Raw genomic sequence first — 19,949 nt, 5'->3', positions numbered from 1 at the left:
GAACATAACCGGACTGAACATGGCCACCGAGCGCACTTTTTCCATCCTGAAGCCCGACGCGACCAAGCGGAACCTCACCGGCGCCGTGAATGCCGTGATCGAGAAGGCGGGCCTGCGCATCGTCGGCCAGCGTCGCATCCAGATGACCCAGGCCCAGGCCGAAAAGTTCTACGAGATTCACAAGGAGCGCCCGTTCTTCGGTGAACTCGTCTCCTTCATGACCTCGGGCCCCGTGGTCGTGCAGGTGCTCGAGGGCGAGAACGCCGTCGCCGCCTACCGCACCGTGATGGGCGCCACCAACCCGGCCAATGCCGACGAGGGCACCATCCGCAAGACCTTCTCCGAGTCGGTCGGCGAGAACACCGTGCACGGCTCTGACAGCGCCGAGAACGCGAAGATCGAGATCGCGCAGTTCTTCCAGGATTCCGACATCGTCGGCTGAGCCCGACCGGCTTTCGCGCCGCCAACGGGTTCGTGATCGCATCGTCGTCCGGTGAACCGGGAGCGTGGCGCGGAACGATGCCGGGTGTGGCGCGAACGCCCTTGCGCGCGAGTCCTGCCGGGCGTGAAAGGAATTCCCTCATCGAATCCCTTTCACGGACCCCACATTCCATGCGCTCCATCGCTTCGCGCACCGGCCGGATCCTGCTCGCCGCCGGCCTCGTGTCCCTGCTCGCCGCCTGCAATGCGAACAAGGGTGCGCCCACGGCCTCCCTCGAAGGCTATACGCCCGACCCCGCGTTGAAGACGGCCTCCGCCAGCAACCTCACCGGACGCGTGCGCCACGCCTGCACGGTGACGCAGTCCCGCCTGCAGAGCGTCCCCGAAGCGTCGCTCGCCCGCCCATGCGGCTGCTACGCCAAGCAGACCCTGGCGAGCCTCAACCCGGCCGAGCTCGAATCCTACCGCACCACCGGCTATTTCAACGATTCCGCCCGCGCCAAGGCTCTCTCGGCACTCGACAGCTGCCAGCTACCGCGCCCGGCGTAAGCCGTCATCATCGCCGATCTCGATGTTTCGGGATCGGCGGCTCGGGCCTCAACCTTGCGCGGACAGGCTGAGCAAGGCCCCCTCGGCCGGCCTGATGTCGCCAGCGAACACCACGCGGCCGCTCTCCAGCCTGGCCCGTCCGCCGGCGATCAGCGCCAGGGCACGCGGGTAGAGGAGGTGTTCCTGCACGAGAATGCGCGCGGCGAGACTGTCGGCATCGTCGCCCGGCAGGACTGGGACGGCGGCCTGGGCCACGATCGGCCCGGCATCGAGTTCCGGCACCACGTAATGCACCGTGCAGCCATGCAAGCAGACGCCGGCCGCCAAGGCCTGCTCGTGGGTATGGACGCCGCGAAATAGCGGCAGCAGCGAAGGATGGATGTTGATCATCCGCCCGGCCCAAGCCTCGACGAAGCCCGCGGAGAGGATCCGCATGAAGCCGGCCAGCACGACGAGTTCGATCCTGGCCGCTTCGAGTTCCGCGTTCAGGGCGGCATCGAAGCTCGCCCGGTCGGAATAGGCACGGTGATCGAGCGCCTTCGTGGCGATCCCGACACTCGCCGCATGAGCGAGACCACCGGCGTCCGGCCGGTTGGAGGCGACGAGAACGATCTCGGCCGGATAGTCCGGCGCCCGAGCGGCCTCGATCAGCGAGACCATGTTCGAGCCGCGTCCCGAGATGAGGATCGCGACCCGCATCTTGGGCCGGGGAGCCATCACAGGGCGAGCTTACCCTGGAAAGTCACCGGCTCGGGTCCGCGCTCGGTGATGAGCCCGAGGCGGATCGGCGAGGCCCCGGCAGTGTCGAGCGCACGGGTCACCGCCGACACACTCTCCGGCGAGACCACCGCCACCATGCCGATACCGCAATTGAAGGTGCGCAGCATTTCGGATTCCGCGACCCCGCCGACCTTCGAGATCCATCCGAAGACGGGCGGCGGAATGATCGCGTCGAGGTCGATGCTGATGCCGACTCCATCGGGCAGGACGCGGGGCAGGTTGTCGGGAAAGCCGCCGCCGGTGATGTGGGCGAGGGCCTTGATCCCGTCGGTGGCCCTCAGTGCGGCCAGCAGCGGCTTCACGTAGATCCGGGTCGGCTCCAGCAGGGCGTCGCCGAGCGAGCGCGACGGCTCGAACGGGGCCGGGTCATCGTAGGAGAGGCCGCTTGCCTCGACGATCCGGCGGACCAGCGAGAAGCCGTTGGAATGTACACCGGAGGACGGCAGGCCGAGAACGACGTCGCCGGGCGCAATGCCGGGACGCGGCAGCAGCTTGCCACGCTCGGCGGCGCCGACACTGAAGCCGGCCAGATCGTAATCCGAGCCGTCGTAGAGGCCGGGCATCTCGGCGGTCTCGCCGCCGATGAGGGCGCAGCCCGCGATGCGGCAGCCCGCCGCGATCCCGCGGACGATATCGGTGCCGACACCCGGCACCAGTTTGCCGGTGGCGTAATAATCGAGGAAGAACAGCGGCTCGGCGCCCTGGACGATGATGTCGTTCACGCACATCGCCACGAGATCGACGCCGATCGTGTCGTGGCGGCCGGTCTCGATGGCGATCTTGACCTTGGTGCCGACACCGTCATTGGCCGCCACCAGGATCGGGTCGGAGAAGCCGGCGGCCTTCAGGTCGAACAACCCGCCGAACCCGCCGATCTCGGCATCCGCCCCGGGCCGGCGGGTGGAGCGCACCAGCGGCTTGATCGTCTCGACCATGGCGTTGCCTGCATCGATATCGACGCCCGCATCCGCGTAGGTCATTCCGTTCCGGCTTTCGCCGTTCTTGCTCTCGGCCGTCATCGGCGCCCCGTCTCGCAATCCACGTCCTGCATGGCCGGCATCGGGATGTCGGCCAAAGTCATTCCGCTCCTCTAGCCGCTTGCACCAATCTCGGCGAGTCGTGATCGGGAAATTAGCGATTCGCAACAGATCCGGCCCTCCAGGGAGAATGCCATGCGGGATACGACCGGCCACCGCCATGCCTTGACCGTAGGCGCTGCCGTTCCCACTCTCCGCAACGGCGGACACGACGAGGGGGGACGGCCGATGCGCGGCAGGGCGGTGATCGGACTGGCGGGCCTCGGCATCGTCGCGCTGCTGCTCTACCTGCTTTCGGGGGTGATGCTGCCCTTCGTGGCAGGGCTGGCCCTCGCGTATCTTCTCGACCCCATGGCCGACAGGCTCCAGCGCCTGGGGCTTGGGCGGCTCTCCGCCTCGCTCCTGATCCTCGCCATGTTCGTCGTCGGGCTCGTGGTGATCCTGCTGATCGTGGTGCCCCTGGCCGCCAATCAGATCTCGGCGCTTGTGACGACGTTCCCCGGCATGGTGTCACGGCTGCAGGGTATCATCGTCGAGCGGGTCGGGCCGATCCTGACGCGGGTCGGCGGGGCGGACGTTCTCAACGACCTGCAATCGTCCGTCGGAACCCTGGTGGGGCAGGGCGGCACGTGGTTCCTGGCTTTCCTGAAGTCGCTGTGGTCGGGCAGCCAGGCGCTGGTCTCCATCGCCTCGCTCCTCGTCGTCACCCCCGTCGTGGCCTTCTACCTCCTCGTCGACTGGGACCGGATGGTCGCCACCGTCGACGGCTGGACCCCTCCGCGCCACCGCACCACCGTGCGGCGTCTGGCCGGCGAGATCGACCGGGCGATCATCGGCTTCGTCCGCGGGCAGACCCTGGTCTGCCTGATCCTAGGGACGTTCTATGCCGTCGGCCTATTCTTCGTCGGGGTGAATTTCGGCGTGCTGATCGGGATGATCGCGGGTTTCCTCACCTTCATCCCCTATGTCGGCACCCTCGTCGGCTTCCTTCTCTCGGTGGGCGTCGCCCTGGTCCAGTTCTGGCCGACATCGGATTGGCTCCATATCGGGCTGACCGTCGCCGTGTTCGTGGTCGGCCAGTTCTTCGAAGGCAACGTCATCTCGCCCAAGCTCGTCGGTGACTCGGTCGGCCTGCACCCGGTCTGGCTGATGTTCGCGCTCCTGGCCTTCGGCTCCCTCTTCGGGTTCCTCGGCCTCCTTCTCGCCGTGCCGGTGGCCGCCTCCATCGGCGTCATCGTGCGGTTCGCGATCTCGCGTTATCTTCAAAGTCCACTCTATTATGCGGAAGAACCGATCCTGATTCAGAAGCGCGAGGGATGAAGACACCGATGCGCGTGGCCGCGCCTCCGAAGCAACTCGCCTTCGACCTCCCCCTCGACCCGCGCTACGGTCGCGAGGATTTCCTGGTGGGGCCGGCGAACGAGGCCGCCTATGGGCTGATCGAGGCCTGGCCGCGCTGGCCCGATACGGTCTGTCTCATCACCGGCCCGTCGGGCAGCGGCAAGAGCCATCTGGCCTCGATCTGGGCGACGCGTTCCCACGCCTGGACCGTCCCCGCCTCGGGCGTCACCGCCGATTCAGTCACCCATCTCGTCTCGAACGGTGCCCTGGTCATCGAAGATCTCGACCGGCCCGAGGGGCGCGACGAGGCGGCCCTGTTCCACCTCCTCAACCTCGCCCGGGAGAACGGCAGCCCCGTCCTCATCACGGCGGCGGCGCCTGTTGAGGCGTTAGGGCTTGTCACAGCCGATCTGCGCTCGCGCCTCAGGCTGGCGCCGGGCGCCACGATTCTGCCCCCCGACGATGCGCTGATGCGAGCGGTGCTGGTAAAGCTTTTCGTGGACCGCCAGCTCGTCGTCGATCTCAGCGTCGTCGAGGCCATCGCCTTGCGGATCGACCGTTCCCTTGCCAGGGCAAGGGCAGTAGTGGCCGAACTCGACCGCGACGCCCTGCGCCGGGGTCGACGCATCACGAGGCCGCTGGCCATGTCGGTCCTGGCCGATCTGGGAGTACCGGACGACGAGGCCGGCGACGACGAGACCGAAGAGGACGGTCCGCCGACCTGATGAAAGGTCCGGCCCGATTGTCATCGAAATGTCAGACGCGGCGACCCTATCGTATGTTACGAAGCAGATCGTTTTATCAGAGTTGAGGAGAAGACCCGTTGCCGGAAGTCGAGTCGGACGCGATCGCCAAGGGTACGGATGCCGAGGAGCAGGAAGCGGCTCTGGCCGCCGAGGACTCGCACGGCGAGAACGGCCCCGGCGAGGACGACCTGGATTCCCGGACGCCGAACGCGGCGCCAGCGAAGGGGCCTGCGCCCCGACGCCGGCCCGCGGGCGCCGGCACCGTCCGGGTTCCCACCGCGCATGCACGGGTGACGAAGCCCGCCTCGACGGCCTCGAAGTCCCGGCCCGGAGCAACGGCGCAGGATTCCGCATCGGCGGACGACGCGGAGACCGATTCCATCCTGGTCGAGACGGTCATCGCCGACACGGTGCCCGAACGGGCCGCCGCCGAGCCCCCGGCGCGGGAGAGCGTTCTGGCGGCCGGTAGGGCCCTTCGCGAGTCGCCGGAGCGTTTCGTGAACCGGGAATTGTCGTGGCTGCAATTCAACCGCCGAGTGCTGGAGGAAGCCTCCAACACCAGCCATCCGCTGCTGGAACAGCTGCGCTTCCTCTCGATCTCGGCCAACAACCTCGACGAGTTTTTCATGGTTCGCGTGGCGGGCCTGCACGATCAGGTCCGCGCCGGGCTGATCCAGCCGTCGCAGGATGGGCTGAGCCCGGCCGAACAGCTTGCCCGCATCGGTTCGGAAGTCTCGCGGCTGGCCCTCGACCAGCAACGGCGCTGGCGTGAATTGCGTGACGATCTGCATGGAGTCGGTATCGACTTGGTAGAGCCCGGTGACCTGACCCCGGAGCACAAGGCCTGGCTGGAGGAGTACTTCCTCAGTCACGTCTTCCCGGTCCTGACGCCGCTCGCCATCGATCCGGCCCATCCCTTCCCGTTCCTGTCCAACCTCGGCTCCAGCATCGCACTGATGATGGTCCGCCCGCGCGACGGGCGGACGCTGCGCGCCCTCATCCGTCTGCCCTCGGTCCTCGGCCGCTTCGTGCGCCTGCCCGACATGGCCGGGGACACCACCGCGCGCTTCATCGCCATCGAGCAGCTGATCGTGCTGTTCACGGGCCGCCTGTTCCCCGGATATTTCGTGAAGGGGCAGGGGGCGTTCCGCGTCATCCGCGATTCCGACCTCGAGATCGAGGAAGAGGCGGAGGACCTCGTCCTGCATTTCGAGACCGCATTGAAACAGCGCCGGCGCGGCGTCGTCATCCGGCTCGAGGTCGAGGCCGGGATGCCTGAGGACCTTCGGGCCTTCGTCGCCGACGAACTCGAGATCGGCTACGACGCCATCTTCGTGGTGGAGGGCATGCTTGCCCTCAATGAGCTGGCGCAGATCGTCGGAATCGACCGGCCGGACCTGAAGTTCAAATCCTACAACCCACGCTTCCCCGAGCGCATCCGCGAGAGCGGCGGCGATGTCTTCGCCGCCATCCGGCAGAAGGACTTCATCGTCCACCACCCCTACGAATCGTTCGATTCGGTGGTTCAGTTCCTGGCCCAGGCGGCCCGTGACCCGAACGTGGTGGCGATCAAGCAGACCCTCTACCGCACCTCGTCGAACTCACCGATCGTGGCTGCACTGGCCGAGGCCGCGGAACTCGGTAAATCCGTCACCGCCCTGGTGGAGTTGAAAGCGCGGTTCGACGAGGAAGCCAATATTCGCTGGGCCCGTGACCTGGAGAAGGCCGGCGCGCAGGTGGTGTTCGGCTTCATCGAACTGAAGACCCATGCCAAGCTGTCGATGGTGGTGCGCCGCGAGGGCGACAAGCTCGTCACCTACTGCCATGTCGGCACGGGCAACTACCATCCGATCACCGCGCGGGTTTACACGGACCAGTCGTTCTTCACCGCCGATCCGGCGGTGGCGCGGGACGTCTCGCGCATCTTCAACTACATCACCGGCTATGCCGAGCCCGCCGAACTCGAGCGGATGTCGGTCTCGCCGCTGACGTTGAAGCCACGCCTGATCGAGAGCATCGCGGCCGAGGTGGCGCATGCCAAGGCCGGGCGTCCGGCCGCGATCTGGATCAAGTGCAATTCCCTCGTCGACGCGCAGATCATCGACGCGCTCTACGACGCCTCACAGGCGGGTGTGCAGATCGACTGCGTGGTGCGCGGAATCTGCTGCCTGAGGCCCGGCATTCCCGGCCTCTCGGAGACGATCCGGGTCAAGTCCATCGTCGGGCGCTTCCTCGAACACGGTCGGATCTACGCCTTCGGCAACGGATTCGGCCTGCCCCATCCCAAGGCCACGGTCTCGATCTCGTCCGCCGACCTGATGAGCCGTAACCTCGACCGCCGGGTCGAGGCGCTCCTGCCCATCACCAACCAGACTGTGCACCAGCAGGTGCTGGACCAGATCATGCTCGCCAACCTTCTCGACAACCAGCAGAGCTGGCGTGTACTGGCGTCTGGTGCGAGTGAACGGGTCCAGCCTGCGGAGGGTGAGGAGCCGTTCAACGCGCACAAATACTTCATGACGAACCCGAGCCTGTCCGGTCGGGGCAAGTCCTCGAAGAAGTCGAGTCCGCGGGCGCTGAGCCGCAGGGCCCAACGTTCGTGAGCGGACGATTCCAGCAGGAGCTGGTCATGGGACTTCCTCGTGACGGCAGGTCGGGTCTAGGCTTCACGACTCAAGGAGATCCCGGCGTGCAGGACCGCGTGGAACCGGTGGCGATCATCGACATCGGCTCGAATTCCGTGCGGCTCGTGGCCTATGACGGTCTGAACCGCGCGCCGACGCCGCTCTACAACGAGAAAGTCCTGTGTGGGCTGGGCCGCAACGTGTTCAGCACGGGCCGGCTCAACGAGGAGGCGGTCCGGCGCGCGCTCAGCGCGCTCGCGCGCTTCCGCATCCTCTGCGAGACGATGAAGGTCGGCCGTGTCTTCGTGCTGGCCACGGCCGCCGCGCGCGACGCGCAGAACGGCCCGGAATTCCTCGCCGCGGCGGAGGCCGCCTGCGGCCACAGGATCGAACTCCTGTCCGGTCGGCGGGAGGCCGAGCTCTCGGCCCTCGGCGTGATTTCCGGGTTCCACACGCCGGACGGGGTCGTCGGCGATCTCGGCGGCGGCTCCCTCGAACTCGTGGACGTACGCGGCGCCACAGTAGGGCAGGGCGTGACCATGCCGCTGGGCGGCCTCGCCCTTCAGGACCTGTCCGGCGGGTCGGTGAAGAAGGCCCTCAAGATCGCCCGCGAGAACCTCGCCAAGGCGGCCCCCCAGTTGGAAACCCTGCGCGGTCGCAGCTTCTACGCGGTCGGCGGCACATGGCGGGCGCTGGCCCGCCTGCACCAGGCAGCGCGGGGCTACCCGCTCCACGTCATGCACGGCTACAGCATCGAGCCGTCGGACGAGCTGAGCTTCCTCGAAGTGGTCGAACGCACCGACGCCGCCCTGCTGCAGGACGTGGAAGCGGTCTCCGAGGCGCGCAGGCCCCTTCTCGCCTACGGTGCCGTGGTGCTGGAGGAGATCATCCGCGTCGGCCGTCCGCGTGAACTCGCCATCTCGGCGAGCGGCGTCCGCGAGGGCCTGCTCTACGAGCAGCTCGACCGCGACACGCGCCTGACCGACCCGCTTCTCGCGGCGGCGGCGGAACTCAACCGGCTCCGCGCCCGCTCGCCAGGCCATGGCGCCGATCTCATCACCTGGACCGACCGCTTCGTCGCCACCCTCGACGGACCGGAAACCGCCGACGAGCGCCGCCTGCGCCACGCCGCCTGTCTCCTGTCGGATATCGGCTGGCGCGCGCATCCCGATTACCGGGGCGAGCAGAGCATCAACATCATCACCCATGCCGCCTTCGTGGGCATCGACCATCCGGGCCGGGCCTATCTCGCGCTGGCAGTGTATTTCCGTCACGAGGGCGTCGCTGCCGAGAAGGCGAGCCCGATGCTGCGCAGCCTCGCCGGACCACGCCTGTTCGAGCGCGCCCGGCTCCTCGGCGCGCTCCTGCGCATCGCCTTCCCGGTCTCGGCGGGGATGGAGGGAGCCCTGGCGCGCCTGCCCCTCCTCTTGGACGATCGACGGGTGACCCTGACCCTGCCGGCGGACCTGGCCGCGCTTCCCGGAGACCGCCTCCTCAACCGCGTCCGCGGTCTCGGTCGGATTCTGGGGATGGAGGGGCGGATCGCCTGTCCCTGACGTTTTGAAAACAAGCGCCGCGGGGCGGACCTCTCGACACGAGGGGTTCTCAGGACAACGGCCGTGAACGGCGCGGGCTCACGTCCGAGACTTGTCACCGGACGAGGCGAGTAGTCCCCTTATAGACGTTGTTGCTGCAATTCGCGTTCGGATTCGAGGCGCGATACTTCGAGTCGTTGTCGAGTTCGAGGCGGGACACGATGATACGAATGCAATTGGCCTCCCATACGACGTCGTTCTCGAACTCGACCTGACTGCTGGGGGCATAGATCGTCCCTTCGGCCGAGGCACCGAACTTCGAGTAGATGTCGTGATCGTGGGTGTTTCTTTTATCCGACCAGAGAACGATCCCCGCGTAAGGTCCCGTCGTCGGGGCCTTCAGCTCGAAGCTCGTCTTGCTGTGGAAGAAGATATCGCTCCCCAGCCCATCCATATAGATGATTACGTCATTGCCTTTGATCGAAGCCCCGTTCTTCAGCGTGAGCGGTCCCTTGATGACATAGACTCCTGGTGATAAAGTCACGGATGCATCGTCGATCGTTAAGCCTTTGCAGAAAGCAAAGCTTGGTTCGATCGTTTTCGCTACCGTATCTTTATTGATCAACTTGGCACCCCCGCAAGTCTCGTTGACCGGAGGAGCCAGCGACGCATAAGGATCTGCGACCGGTACGGCTCCCGACATGGGAGCGGGTCGTACAGTTGCCGTGCTGTGCATGCCGACCCCGCCGACGACGCGGATGCTGCTGACGTTGACGTAAGACGAGCTTCCGATCTCCAACGCGGAATGATGCTTCGAGTTGACCTGCACGCCACAATCCGGCGCATCGATCTGTGCTCCGGGATCGATGTCGAAAGCATTGGAATGATCCGGATGGAGGATCAGGATGCACATCGGATTGGCGAGTGCGATCGCGCTCGCGGAGATTTCCCAGAAATCAGAGCCGAAGAGCTTCGCGAACGAGGTCTTGAAGCTGTTTCCCTTGGCCGTCGTTCGCGATGCCGTGACGCGTACGGCGTTGGCGTTCTCGTCGACGGTGAAGGCGCCGTTTTCCCACTTTCCGAACTCCAGATCGGCATTGGTGACGAGTTGATCGACGGTCGGCCGGTTCTGCCGCGCATAGAGCTGCGCCGTCGCCAGGGCCGCGCTCCGGTCCGCCGCCCCGATGTAGCTGGCCGTGGCGAGAGCCGCGGCCTCGGCGCTGGTCATGAGAGTATTCTTCTCGAGGACCGCCGCTCCGAAATCGATGACGAGCCCCCCGACCCCCACCATCACCGGTAGGACGAAGGCAAAGATCAGGGCGACGTTTCCGCCGCGGCCTGCCGAAAAGGCGCGGATATGGGAGGGGCGGAGTTTCATCATTCCGCCAGACTGCGCATGACGGCCCGCGACGTGACGCCGGCCGAAAAACCGCCGAACGGTGTGATCTTGGCCATTTCAGCCTTAGTGATCTCAATGGTGACGACGACATCCCGGTCGGCTTCGTCCCCTTTGGTGGCGGGATCGATATTGGCCGTTGCGACGACGCCGGGATCGTCCAGAGAATGAGATTCAGCGAACTGCTTTGCCTCCGCAGCGGTCATGTATCCCACCGCCACGCCACGTGCGGCCTCCCGCGCATAGGTCGAGATTGTGGTGTGGGTCCGTATAAAGATTGCGACGGTAAAGAACGCCCCCAGCATCAGAAGCAGAACGGGTGCGATCAAGGCGAATTCGACCGCCGATACACCTTGGCGATCCATGATGAGGGATCGAGTTTGCCGAAAAAATCCGCCAACTCCGCCGGTCCATACCATGCTAAGATACGCTCTGCTATCGAGTATCAAACTCATCCAGCATAAACACAGAATTGTTAATTGATTTATCTTGATTAAGAGATACTTTGTAGGCAAAAGCAGAATCTATGACGTAGTCAGCCGCCGTGGTGGGAGCCGAAATTCCGCTATGCCGATGCGGTCAGGCGATCGCGTCGCAAGGGAGCCGGCGCCGAACGGGCCTGTCAGGGGAGCCCTGTCGGGACACAGGCTGGCCGAACGGCCTAGTCACCCCCCCGGAGAGGTCCAATACGGGCAGCCTCCGTCATTGCCGTCGTCTTCACGAGGCGAGGACCGGAAATTCCGGCCGCTGCCTCGGTGTCTTCACGCCGGCCTGTCCGCGAAGATCGACTTCTTGACGATGGCGTGGACGCCCCAATTGCCGTCCACCACCTGGGTGATGCCAAAATCGACGGCGATGGACATGAGCGAGATCGCCTCGTCCTCGGTGAGCCCCTTCGCCTGCATCAGGAAGGATCGCATCTTACGGAAGGCGTCGCGCATGGCGAGGTCGATGGAGGATTTGGCGAAGATCTCACTCTGCGCCTCAGGGCCGAGATCGGCGAGGTAGTTCGGGTAACTGAAGCCGGACAGCACCCAATCCTCTGATGTCTCGATCATCGGGAAATCGAGGGATTCGAGCGCGGTACCGGCTAGGTCGGCCTTCTTGTGCAGGATGAACTGGAACGTGCCGGTGAGCGAGCATTCGATGGCTGTGCCGCAAAGCTCGGAATCGCCCTGGCTCGCATGCGGGTCGCCCACCGAGAACAGGGCGCCCGGCACTGCCACCGGGTAATACATCGTCGCGCCCTTGCCGATGCGCCAATTGTCGATATTGCCGCCGGTGTAGCTCGGTGGAATCGAGTTCACCATGTCGGCTTCCTTGGGCGCGAGGCCCATCGTGCCGAAATGCGGGCGGATCGGCACGCGCACGCCCTTGAGCACGTCGAAGTTGCGCTGTGTCTTGGTGTGGTCGACGGGGATGCCGGGATAATCGATGGTCGGATGCGCCACGCCGAACGGATCGGTGACGCCGGGCCAGCGAAAATTGTAGACCGCCTTCGCCCAATCGCGCGCGCCGTTAGCGTCGACCTCGTAGATGGTGACGACCTCGCGCGACCGGTCCCCGGTGATCATGTCCTTGTAATGGTAGCCCCACCAGGCGGCGGCGTTGCTGCCGAAGCTGCGCCCTTTGAAGGCGGGGTTGGCGCAGGGGCGCGGCGCCACGTCGAGGATGCGGACCTCCAGCACATCGCCGGGCTCGGCGCCTCGGATCGCCACCGGGCCAGTGCAGATATGCACGCCGAGCCCTCCGCCCGGTCCGAGCGGGCCGGTCTCCGGTCCGGCGCCCCGGCGGGCCACGCCCTTCTTCTCCTTGGTCCAGAGGAATACGCTCTCGGCACCGGGATCTCCCGTCACCATGCGCTCGGCATCGTCGTTGGCGTGGTGGGTCAGGGTCTCGATCGTGACGTAGTCGCCGGAGGCGATCTCGACCTGGGGCTTCAGCAGCTTCGAGAAATAGCCCCAATGCACCGTCTCGGCCGTCGCCGGCAGATGGTAATGCGCCGTCTGTTTGATGCCCTTGGCACTGGCTTGCGCCAGGGCGGGGCCGACGAGAGACAAACCTCCTGCGGCCAGTGCCGCGGCACCGCCAGTCGCGACGAATCCGCTCTTGAGAAAGGCACGCCGCTCGGGCGCGAGATCGCCGAGGAACCGCTGCCGATGTTCGGCAAAATGCGCGCAGTTGGGATCGTCACCGAGGCACATGGACTTCTCCGATGGGAAGGCTCGTCCTGAGTCCTGTATGCAATCCGTCGGCCAAGGAGTTTCCTCCGGATTGGGCGGCTGCTTCGGCGCCATGGGCCCGGCCATCGCCTACGGCGAGCGACACGCCTGATCCTCTCCCCAAGCGACAGGGACACGACAAAAAGGCCCCCGGACCATTCGATCCGGGAGCCTTTGCGATGACGATGCCGGGAGGTTCGAGACGACCGGCCAGGGCGTCCTATTCCGAGAGCGGGGTCACTCCCGGCTCGGCCGCGGCCGCCCTCGATTCCACGGAGGTCGCTTGCGCTTCCACCACCGCTGCAGCCGTGACGTTGACGATGCCCCTCGCCGTCACGGAGGGCGACAGGATGTGAGCGGGCTTCGCCGGTCCGATCAGGAGCGGCCCCACCGGGAGAGCGTCGGCGAGGACCTTCGAGAACTGAAAAGCGATGTTGGCTGCATCGAGATTGGGGAAGATCAGCACGTTGGCCGCCCCCTTGAGGGGTGAACCCGGCAGCACCCGATCACGGATCAGGTCGGACAGGGCACTATCGGCCTGCATCTCGCCATCCACCTGAAGTTCGGGCTTGCGAGCCTGGATCAGGCCCAGCGCGGTGCGCATCTTGATGGCCGAGCGAGAATCGGACTGGCCGAAATCCGAATGACTCAGAAGAGCGATCTTCGGCGTCATGCCGAACCGCGAGACATGCCCGGCGCAGGCCACCGCCACATCGGCGATCTCCTCGGCGGTCGGATCCGGACGGACATGGGTATCGGCCAGGAAGAACGCGCCCTTCTTCGTGATGACGAGGCTCATGGCGGCGAAGTCGAGCACGCCCGGCGCGAGACCGATCACGTCGCGGATCACCCGCAGACGTGTCTCGAACCGGCCCTCCAGGCCGCAGATCAGCGCATCCGCCTCGCCCCGGCGCACGGCGACCGCGCCGATCACCGTGGAATTCGTCCGCACCAGGGTGCGGGCGGCGTCCGGGGTGATGCCGCGCCGGCCCGCCGCCTCGAGATAGGTGGCGACATAGTCCCGGTAGCGCGGATCGTCCTCGGGATCGATCAGGTCGAAATCGGTGCCCTGCTTGATCGAGAGCCCGAAGCGCTTGATCCGTGTCTCGATGACACGCGGGCGGCCGACCAGAATGGGCCGGGCCACCTGATCCTCGACGATGGCCTGGGCGGCGCGGAGCACACGCTCGTCCTCGCCTTCGGCGTAGATGACGCGCTTGGGCGCTTCCTTGGCCTTGGAGAAGATCGGCTTCATGATGAAGCCCGAGCGGTGGACGAACCGGTCGAGGCTGTCGGCATAGGCCTGGATGTTCTCGAGCGGACGGCCGGCGACGCCGGAATCCATCGCGGCCTTGGCCACGGCCGGCGCGATCCGCAGGATCAGGCGCGGATCGAACGGGCTCGGGATCAGCGAATGCCGGCCGAAGGGCCGGGCCTCGCCGCCATAGGCGCGGGCGACCACGTCGGACGGCGTCTCGCGGGCGAGCGCCGCGATGGCCTTCACGGCGGCCTGCTTCATTTCCTCGTTGATCGAGGTGGCGCCGACATCGAGGGCGCCCCGGAAGATGTAGGGGAAGCAGAGGACGTTGTTGACCTGATTGGGGAAATCAGAACGCCCGGTGCAGATCATCGCGTCGGGGCGCTTCTCCTGCGCAAGGTCCGGCATGATCTCGGGGTAGGGGTTGGCCAGCGCCATGATCAGCGGCTTCTCGGCCATCTTCTCCAGGTATTCCGGCTTCAGCACGCCACCGGCCGAGAGACCGATGAACACGTCGGCACCCGGAATGACCTCGGCCAGGGTCCGGGCCTCGGTCTCCTGTGCGTAGACGTCCTTCCAGCGATCCATCAACTCGGTGCGGCCCTTGTAGACCACGCCCTTGATGTCGGTGACCGTGATGTTCTCGACACGGGCCCCGAGCGACACGAGCAAGTTCAGGCAGGCCAAAGCCGCCGCACCCGCGCCCGAGGTCACGATCCGGACCTCCGGAAGCTGCTTGCCGGCGAGTTCGAGGGCGTTGAGCACACCCGCCGCGACGATGATCGCCGTGCCGTGCTGGTCGTCGTGGAAGACGGGGATGTTCATCCGCGCCCGACACTGCTCCTCGACCTCGAAACACTCGGGAGCCTTGATGTCCTCGAGGTTGATGCCGCCGAAGGTCGGCTCGAGGGAGCAGACCACGTCCACGAGCTTCGACACGTCGGTCTGGTCGACCTCGATATCGAACACGTCGATATCGGCGAACTTCTTGAACAGGACGGCCTTGCCCTCCATCACCGGCTTCGAGGCCAGCGGGCCGATATTGCCGAGGCCGAGCACGGCGGTCCCGTTGGTCAGCACGGCGACCAGGTTCTGGCGGATGGTGAGGTTGGCCGCCTCCTGCGGATCCTCGTAGATCGCCATGCAGGCGGCGGCGACGCCGGGCGAGTAGGCCAGCGCCAGATCTCGCTGGTTGCCCAGCGGCTTCGTCGCCTGGATCTCGAGCTTTCCGGGCCGGGGTAGACGATGGTAGACGAGGGCTCCGGACTTGAGATCGTCAGACATATTGTCGCCCATGAGCCTCACTCCCTCACTGACGGGCCTTTTCGGCTCCGCCGGACTCTCCCGCCGGACGTCGGGATGCGTTGGTTGACGTCCCTGTTGCACCGCCTGCGGAGTGGGCGCAACCCGCACAACCAAACCCGAATCCACCTTGAGAAATTGGTGAAAACTTACGGTTTCTCCATCGGGGAATACTCCTACGGCCGTCCCAAAGTGCGGTTCCCGGAAGCTGGGCGGCACCTTACGATCGGGCGGTATTGTTCCATCGCCGACAAGGTCGAGATCCTTCTCGGGGGCGGGCATCGCCTCGACTGGGCGACCACCTATCCTTTCGCGGCCATGGCGGGGCTGTGGCCGGGGGTGGACGCGTCGGTCGATGACCAGGCATCACGCGGCGACGTGACGATCGGCAGCGACGTCTGGCTCGGCTCCGGTTGCCTGATCCTGTCGGGCGTCACCATCGGACATGGAGCGGTGATCGGGGCCCATGCCGTCGTCTCCCGCGACGTGCCGCCTTATGCGGTGGTCGTCGGCAATCCTGGCCGGGTGGTGCGCTCCCGCTTCGATCCGGGTCTGGTGGCGGGCCTGTTGGAGACGGCTTGGTGGGAGCTCGATCCCGCAGCGATCCGCCCGCTCGTACCGCTGCTCCAGAGCGATCGCGTCGCCGAGTTGATTGCGGCCGCGCGCGCGGCGCGGGCGGCCGGCGTTGCGGGCGCCGCCTGAATCCCTTACCCGGACTGTTTCATACCCACACTGACGATCGATCGACTTCAAGGCACAGACGATGTCCGACACGCCTCCCGACCGCCTCGCGGTGAACCCCAACAGCCCGTTCTACAACGAGGCCATCCTCGAACGCGGCATCGGCATCCGTTTCAAGGGCGTCGAGAAGACCAATGTCGAGGAATACTGCGTCAGCGAGGGCTGGGTCCGCCTGTCGGCCGGCAAGACCCTGGATCGGGCCGGCAACCCGATGACGGTGAAGCTGAAGGGCCCGGTGGAGCCCTATTTCCGGGACGACGCAGCGGAAGGCTGAAGGCGGTCAACCCGACGCCGTGTCCAATGGGAACGGCGCCGGCTCCCTGATCGCGGGACCTTCACAGCGATCCGGCGGGCCTTAGCCCTCCCGCTTCCGGCATTCTCCCGCGTAATTCCGCAGGGCCTCCGTCACCAGAGCGTCGACCTGATTTTCTGTCTTCGGCTGGCGGATGACGAGACTCGTCACCGAATCCGGGTGGTTCGCCCGCTGCTTCGGGGTTCGCGCATGGTTCGAGACGCGCAGGGCGAAGACGCTGCCCTCCGGCTTGAGATAGACGCTGTCGCCGCGCGTGTTGCGGGCGACAATCAGGAAGCCATGTGACGCGACGCCGGCCACGGCGCGGGCCAGGGCGTCCGTTGGATTGAGCAGGGTCATGCCAGCCCTTCCTGCGCGAGAGCCGTGCGGCCACGAATGGCGGCGAGGGCGCCCGCGGCCGAACCGGCATAGCGTTCGAGCAATTGCCGGCGGAAGCTCAAGGAGGCCAAAGCCGCCTTCGGGGCGTTCACGGCAAGCATCCGGGAGCTCGGATCGGGCAGACCATATTTGCGTGAAACGTAGGCCCGTGACCAGGCCTGGTGCCAGCGGGTGCGGAAGACCCGGCCCGGCTCAGGCGCGGACGAACGCCCACGCCCATGCAGGGCGACCGCCCCGTGAACATGGACCAGGGAGCGACCGGCATCGGCGACCCGGCGGCACAAGTCGTCATCTTCGTAGAACAGGAAGATGTTCGGGTCGAACCCACCCAGGTCGAGGAACAGGTCGCGCCGGATCATCAGGCAGGCGCCCGACAGGAAGGGCGCACAGGCATCGCCCTCGGGCAAGGCGCGGTTGCCCGGCGGATTGGTCAGATAGGGCGCGAGCAGCGAGCGCGGCTGGTAGAAGAAGCGCCCGTCCGGCTCCATCAGGCGCGGCGCCAGCAGCCCCGCATCGGGATACGCGGCGGCGGCCCGCAGCAGGGCATCGACCGCTCCTGCCTGAACCACGATGTCCGGGTTGAGAATGAGCACGCGCTCGGCGCGCTCGGCGGCCCGGATCCCGATGGTATTGGCCCGACCGTAGCCCTCGTTGCGGAGGTTGCGGACCACTTTTGCGCCGGCCGCCTCGGCGACGCTCGCCGAGGCATCACGGCTCGCATTGTCGACCACGACGGCAGGCACATGCTCCGCCGCCAGGGCCGCGAGGCACGACGGAAGCGCATGGGCGCTGTCATGGGCAACGACGATGGCGACGAGGGAAGGCATCGTGGCCGGCCGGGCGAAGGTTTCTCAGCCCTGCTTCTCCGGCAGGTTGAGACGGATGTGGAGCTCGCGCAGCTGCTTCGGAGTCGCCTCGGCAGGGGCCCCCATCATCAGATCCTCGGCGCGCTGGTTCATCGGGAACAGCACCACTTCGCGGAGGTTCTGCTCGCCGCAGAGCAGCATGACGATGCGGTCGATTCCCGGTGCGATGCCGCCGTGCGGCGGGGCGCCGAGTTTCAGGGCATTGAGCATGCCGCCGAACTTCTCCTCCAGCACCTCCTGGCCGTAACCGGCCAGACCGAAGGCCTTCTCCATCACCTCGGGGCGGTGGTTACGGATCGCGCCGGAGGACAGCTCCGTGCCGTTGCAGACGATGTCGTACTGGAACGCCTTGATGCCGAGGATCTTCTCGGACTCGCTCGGATCGAGGGCGAGGAACTCCTCGCGGTCGAAATTCGGCATCGAGAACGGGTTGTGGGAGAAGTCGATCCGCTTCTCGTCCTCGTTCCACTCGTACATCGGGAAGTCGGTGATCCAGCAGAACGCGTACTGATCCTTGTCGGAGAGGTTCAGCTCGTCCGCGATGCGGATGCGGGCCTTACCGGCCAGAGCCGCGGCCTTCGCCTCGGTGCCGGCGGAGAAGAACACGGCGTCGCCGGCCTTCGTGCCGGTCTTTTCGCGGATGAGGGCCTGGATCTCCGAAGGGATGAACTTGGCGATCGGGCCCTTGCCGGTGACCGTCCCGTTGTCGTCCTCGAAGATGATGTAGCCGAGGCCCGGCGCGCCCTCGGCGCGGGCGAAGTCGTTGAGCTTGTCGAAGAACGAGCGCGACTGCGTCGCCGCCCCCGTCGCCGGGATGGCGCGAACGACCCCGCCGGACTTGATCACGCCCTTGAAGGCTTTGAACTCGACCTCGTCGCGGGCGAACTCGTCCGTCACGTCGGCGATGATCAGCGGATTGCGAAGATCGGGCTTGTCGACGCCGTATTTCAGCATCGCCTCGGCATAGGGGATGCGCGGGAAGGTCTCGGTGACCCGCTTGCCTTCGGCGAATTCCTTGAAGACGTCGCGCAGGACCGGCTCCACCGACTGGAACACGTCCTCCTGGGTGACGAAGCTCATCTCGATGTCGAGCTGATAGAACTCGCCCGGCGAGCGGTCGGCGCGGGCATCCTCGTCGCGAAAACACGGCGCGATCTGGAAGTAGCGGTCGAAGCCGGCGATCATCGTCAGCTGCTTGAACTGCTGGGGGGCCTGCGGCAGCGCGTAGAACTTGCCAGGGTGCACGCGGGACGGCACCAGATAGTCACGCGCGCCTTCCGGGCTGGAGGCGGTGAGGATCGGCGTCTGGAACTCGAAGAAGCCGCCCTCGCGCATGCGGCGGCGGAGCGAATCGATGATCGCGCCGCGCTTCATGATGTTGGCGTGCAGCTTGTCACGGCGCAGATCGAGGAAGCGGTACTTGAGCCGCGTCTCCTCCGGGTAGTCCTGGTCGCCGAAGACCGGCACCGGCAATTCGCCGGCGGGGCCGAGAACCTCGATGTCGTCGATATAGACCTCCACCGTTCCGGTGGGCAGGTCGGCATTCTCGGTTCCCGCAGGGCGCGTGCGCACGCGGCCGTCGATGCGGATCACCCATTCCGAGCGGGCGAGGTTGGCTGTCTTGAACGCCTTCGAATCGGAGTCGACCACGCATTGGGTGCGACCGTAATGGTCGCGCAGATCGATGAAGAGCACGCCGCCATGATCGCGGATGCGATGGCACCAGCCGGAAAGGCGAACGGTCTCGCCGACGTCGGACGGGCGGAGCGCCCCGCAGGTATGGGTACGATAACGGTGCATGACGGGCTCTTCAGATTGAGCGGCGCACCATTCACGCGAGGGCGGGCAAGTCAAGGCGAAGGCGATCCTACGCCACGCGGCGGAGCCCGTAGGCGGGAGCGGGGACGAGCCCGGAACGGGCATCGTCGAGGCTCTGGAAACGAGGGCAGGACCTTTCGGAAACGAGGGTGAATCCCCATATCAGGTCCATGAATGCAAACGCATTTTTCGATATTCTGAACGAGGCTGCCGCCGCTCCTGCCGAACGCCGGAAGACTGCCGAACAGGGCGAACACAAGCCCGGCGCGTGGCAGGTTCTGCCGCTCGAAGGTCGCTACGAGATCGTCTACGAGGATTCCCGTGGCCTCTGGAGCACGCGGAGCCTGAGCGCGCGAGAGTTGAGGCTCGGACCCGGCCGGACGCTGCTGGGCGGTATCGACCGCGCACGCGGCGGCTATCGCGGCTTTCGGGTGGACCGCATCCGGCGCCTGTCCGAGGAAGGCGGCCCCCGGATGAATGCCGGCATCCTCGACTGGCTTCTCGCCCGTGCCGAGGCCCAGAGGCGCGAGCGTGCCGAACTGGTGCGCAGCCTCGCTCGCCGGAACCGGTCCCGCAAGCGCGCCGCCTGACGAGGGAAGTGC

The 19,949-nt window shown here is 66.1% G+C and carries 18 protein-coding genes; 9 read left to right on the top strand and 9 right to left on the bottom strand.

From position 1 onward, the window contains the following. Positions 1–19: 19 nt before the first annotated feature. Together ndk and ACYQR9_RS17735 are read left to right on the top strand one after the other, a co-directional pair. On the top strand, positions 20–442 hold the full coding sequence (ndk, locus tag ACYQR9_RS17740; RefSeq protein ID WP_018043493.1) for a nucleoside-diphosphate kinase: 423 nt from the start codon (positions 20–22) through the stop codon (positions 440–442). Positions 443–612: 170 nt separating this feature from the next. Next, positions 613–990: a hypothetical protein gene (locus ACYQR9_RS17735; RefSeq protein WP_461227563.1), complete on the top strand. Its 378-nt coding sequence runs from the start codon at positions 613–615 to the stop codon at positions 988–990. A gap of 48 nt (positions 991–1,038) precedes the next feature. Here ACYQR9_RS17735 and purN read toward each other — a convergent pair whose 3' ends face one another. Then, positions 1,039–1,707 (bottom strand): phosphoribosylglycinamide formyltransferase, encoded by a 669-nt coding sequence (purN, locus tag ACYQR9_RS17730; RefSeq protein ID WP_461227562.1) that lies wholly within the window; start codon positions 1,705–1,707, stop codon positions 1,039–1,041. Next, the gene (gene purM, locus ACYQR9_RS17725; protein WP_207412016.1) at positions 1,707–2,789 is read right to left on the bottom strand and encodes a phosphoribosylformylglycinamidine cyclo-ligase; all 1,083 of its coding nucleotides are present in this window, start codon (positions 2,787–2,789) and stop codon (positions 1,707–1,709) included. The genes purN and purM overlap by 1 nt, the downstream gene beginning before the upstream one ends. 246 nt (positions 2,790–3,035) lie before the next feature. Here purM and ACYQR9_RS17720 point away from each other — a divergent pair, with 246 nt between their 5' ends. The 4 genes from ACYQR9_RS17720 (at position 3,036) to ppx (ending at position 9,074) form a co-directional block, all read left to right on the top strand. Next, on the top strand, positions 3,036–4,127 hold the full coding sequence (locus ACYQR9_RS17720; protein WP_207412065.1) for an AI-2E family transporter: 1,092 nt from the start codon (positions 3,036–3,038) through the stop codon (positions 4,125–4,127). Between the two features lie 8 nt (positions 4,128–4,135). Further along, positions 4,136–4,873: a P-loop NTPase family protein gene (locus tag ACYQR9_RS17715; RefSeq protein ID WP_207412064.1), complete on the top strand. Its 738-nt coding sequence runs from the start codon at positions 4,136–4,138 to the stop codon at positions 4,871–4,873. 98 nt (positions 4,874–4,971) lie between these two features. Further along, the gene (locus tag ACYQR9_RS17710; RefSeq protein ID WP_461227561.1) at positions 4,972–7,497 is read left to right on the top strand and encodes an RNA degradosome polyphosphate kinase; all 2,526 of its coding nucleotides are present in this window, start codon (positions 4,972–4,974) and stop codon (positions 7,495–7,497) included. A gap of 26 nt (positions 7,498–7,523) precedes the next feature. Next, positions 7,524–9,074, top strand: a complete 1,551-nt coding sequence (ppx, locus tag ACYQR9_RS17705) for an exopolyphosphatase (protein WP_210348393.1) — start codon at positions 7,524–7,526, stop codon at positions 9,072–9,074. Positions 9,075–9,168: 94 nt separating this feature from the next. Here ppx and ACYQR9_RS17700 read toward each other — a convergent pair whose 3' ends face one another. The 4 genes from ACYQR9_RS17700 to ACYQR9_RS17685 form a co-directional block, all read right to left on the bottom strand. Further along, positions 9,169–10,431, bottom strand: coding sequence for a pilus assembly protein TadG-related protein (locus ACYQR9_RS17700; protein WP_461229833.1), 1,263 nt, complete (start codon positions 10,429–10,431; stop codon positions 9,169–9,171). Further along, the gene (locus ACYQR9_RS17695) at positions 10,431–10,814 is read right to left on the bottom strand and encodes a TadE/TadG family type IV pilus assembly protein (protein WP_207412012.1); all 384 of its coding nucleotides are present in this window, start codon (positions 10,812–10,814) and stop codon (positions 10,431–10,433) included. Before ACYQR9_RS17695 ends, ACYQR9_RS17700 begins: the two co-directional genes overlap by 1 nt. A gap of 396 nt (positions 10,815–11,210) precedes the next feature. Next, positions 11,211–12,653, bottom strand: coding sequence for an acetamidase/formamidase family protein (locus ACYQR9_RS17690; protein ID WP_461227560.1), 1,443 nt, complete (start codon positions 12,651–12,653; stop codon positions 11,211–11,213). 238 nt (positions 12,654–12,891) lie between these two features. Further along, complete coding sequence (locus ACYQR9_RS17685; RefSeq protein WP_281435339.1) at positions 12,892–15,225, bottom strand: NADP-dependent malic enzyme; 2,334 nt, start codon at positions 15,223–15,225, stop codon at positions 12,892–12,894. An 84-nt stretch (positions 15,226–15,309) separates the two neighbouring features. Here ACYQR9_RS17685 and ACYQR9_RS17680 point away from each other — a divergent pair, with 84 nt between their 5' ends. Both ACYQR9_RS17680 and ACYQR9_RS17675 read left to right on the top strand, forming a co-directional pair. Beyond that, positions 15,310–15,933 (top strand): CatB-related O-acetyltransferase, encoded by a 624-nt coding sequence (locus ACYQR9_RS17680; protein WP_461229832.1) that lies wholly within the window; start codon positions 15,310–15,312, stop codon positions 15,931–15,933. A 61-nt stretch (positions 15,934–15,994) separates the two neighbouring features. Then, entirely contained in the window at positions 15,995–16,246 is a 252-nt protein-coding gene (locus tag ACYQR9_RS17675) for a DUF3297 family protein (protein WP_056424187.1), read from the top strand. An 81-nt stretch (positions 16,247–16,327) separates the two neighbouring features. Here the strand turns inward: ACYQR9_RS17675 and ACYQR9_RS17670 are convergent, their stop codons facing one another. From ACYQR9_RS17670 to aspS, 3 genes are read right to left on the bottom strand one after another with little or no spacing between them, the layout of a single operon-like run. After that, positions 16,328–16,624 (bottom strand): hypothetical protein, encoded by a 297-nt coding sequence (locus ACYQR9_RS17670; RefSeq protein WP_461227559.1) that lies wholly within the window; start codon positions 16,622–16,624, stop codon positions 16,328–16,330. Beyond that, complete coding sequence (locus ACYQR9_RS17665; protein ID WP_461227558.1) at positions 16,621–17,490, bottom strand: glycosyltransferase family 2 protein; 870 nt, start codon at positions 17,488–17,490, stop codon at positions 16,621–16,623. The genes ACYQR9_RS17670 and ACYQR9_RS17665 overlap by 4 nt, the downstream gene beginning before the upstream one ends. A 24-nt stretch (positions 17,491–17,514) precedes the next feature. Then, positions 17,515–19,329: an aspartate--tRNA ligase gene (aspS, locus tag ACYQR9_RS17660; protein WP_461227557.1), complete on the bottom strand. Its 1,815-nt coding sequence runs from the start codon at positions 19,327–19,329 to the stop codon at positions 17,515–17,517. Positions 19,330–19,517: 188 nt separating this feature from the next. Here aspS and ACYQR9_RS17655 point away from each other — a divergent pair, with 188 nt between their 5' ends. Next, complete coding sequence (locus ACYQR9_RS17655) at positions 19,518–19,937, top strand: hypothetical protein (RefSeq protein WP_056424195.1); 420 nt, start codon at positions 19,518–19,520, stop codon at positions 19,935–19,937. The last annotated feature ends 12 nt before the right edge of the window (positions 19,938–19,949 follow it).

It is taken from the genome of Methylobacterium sp. CM6241, from assembly GCF_054817845.1.
The sequence above is the reverse complement of the archived record's forward strand: the minus strand, read 5'-3'. Positions and strand labels throughout refer to the sequence as shown.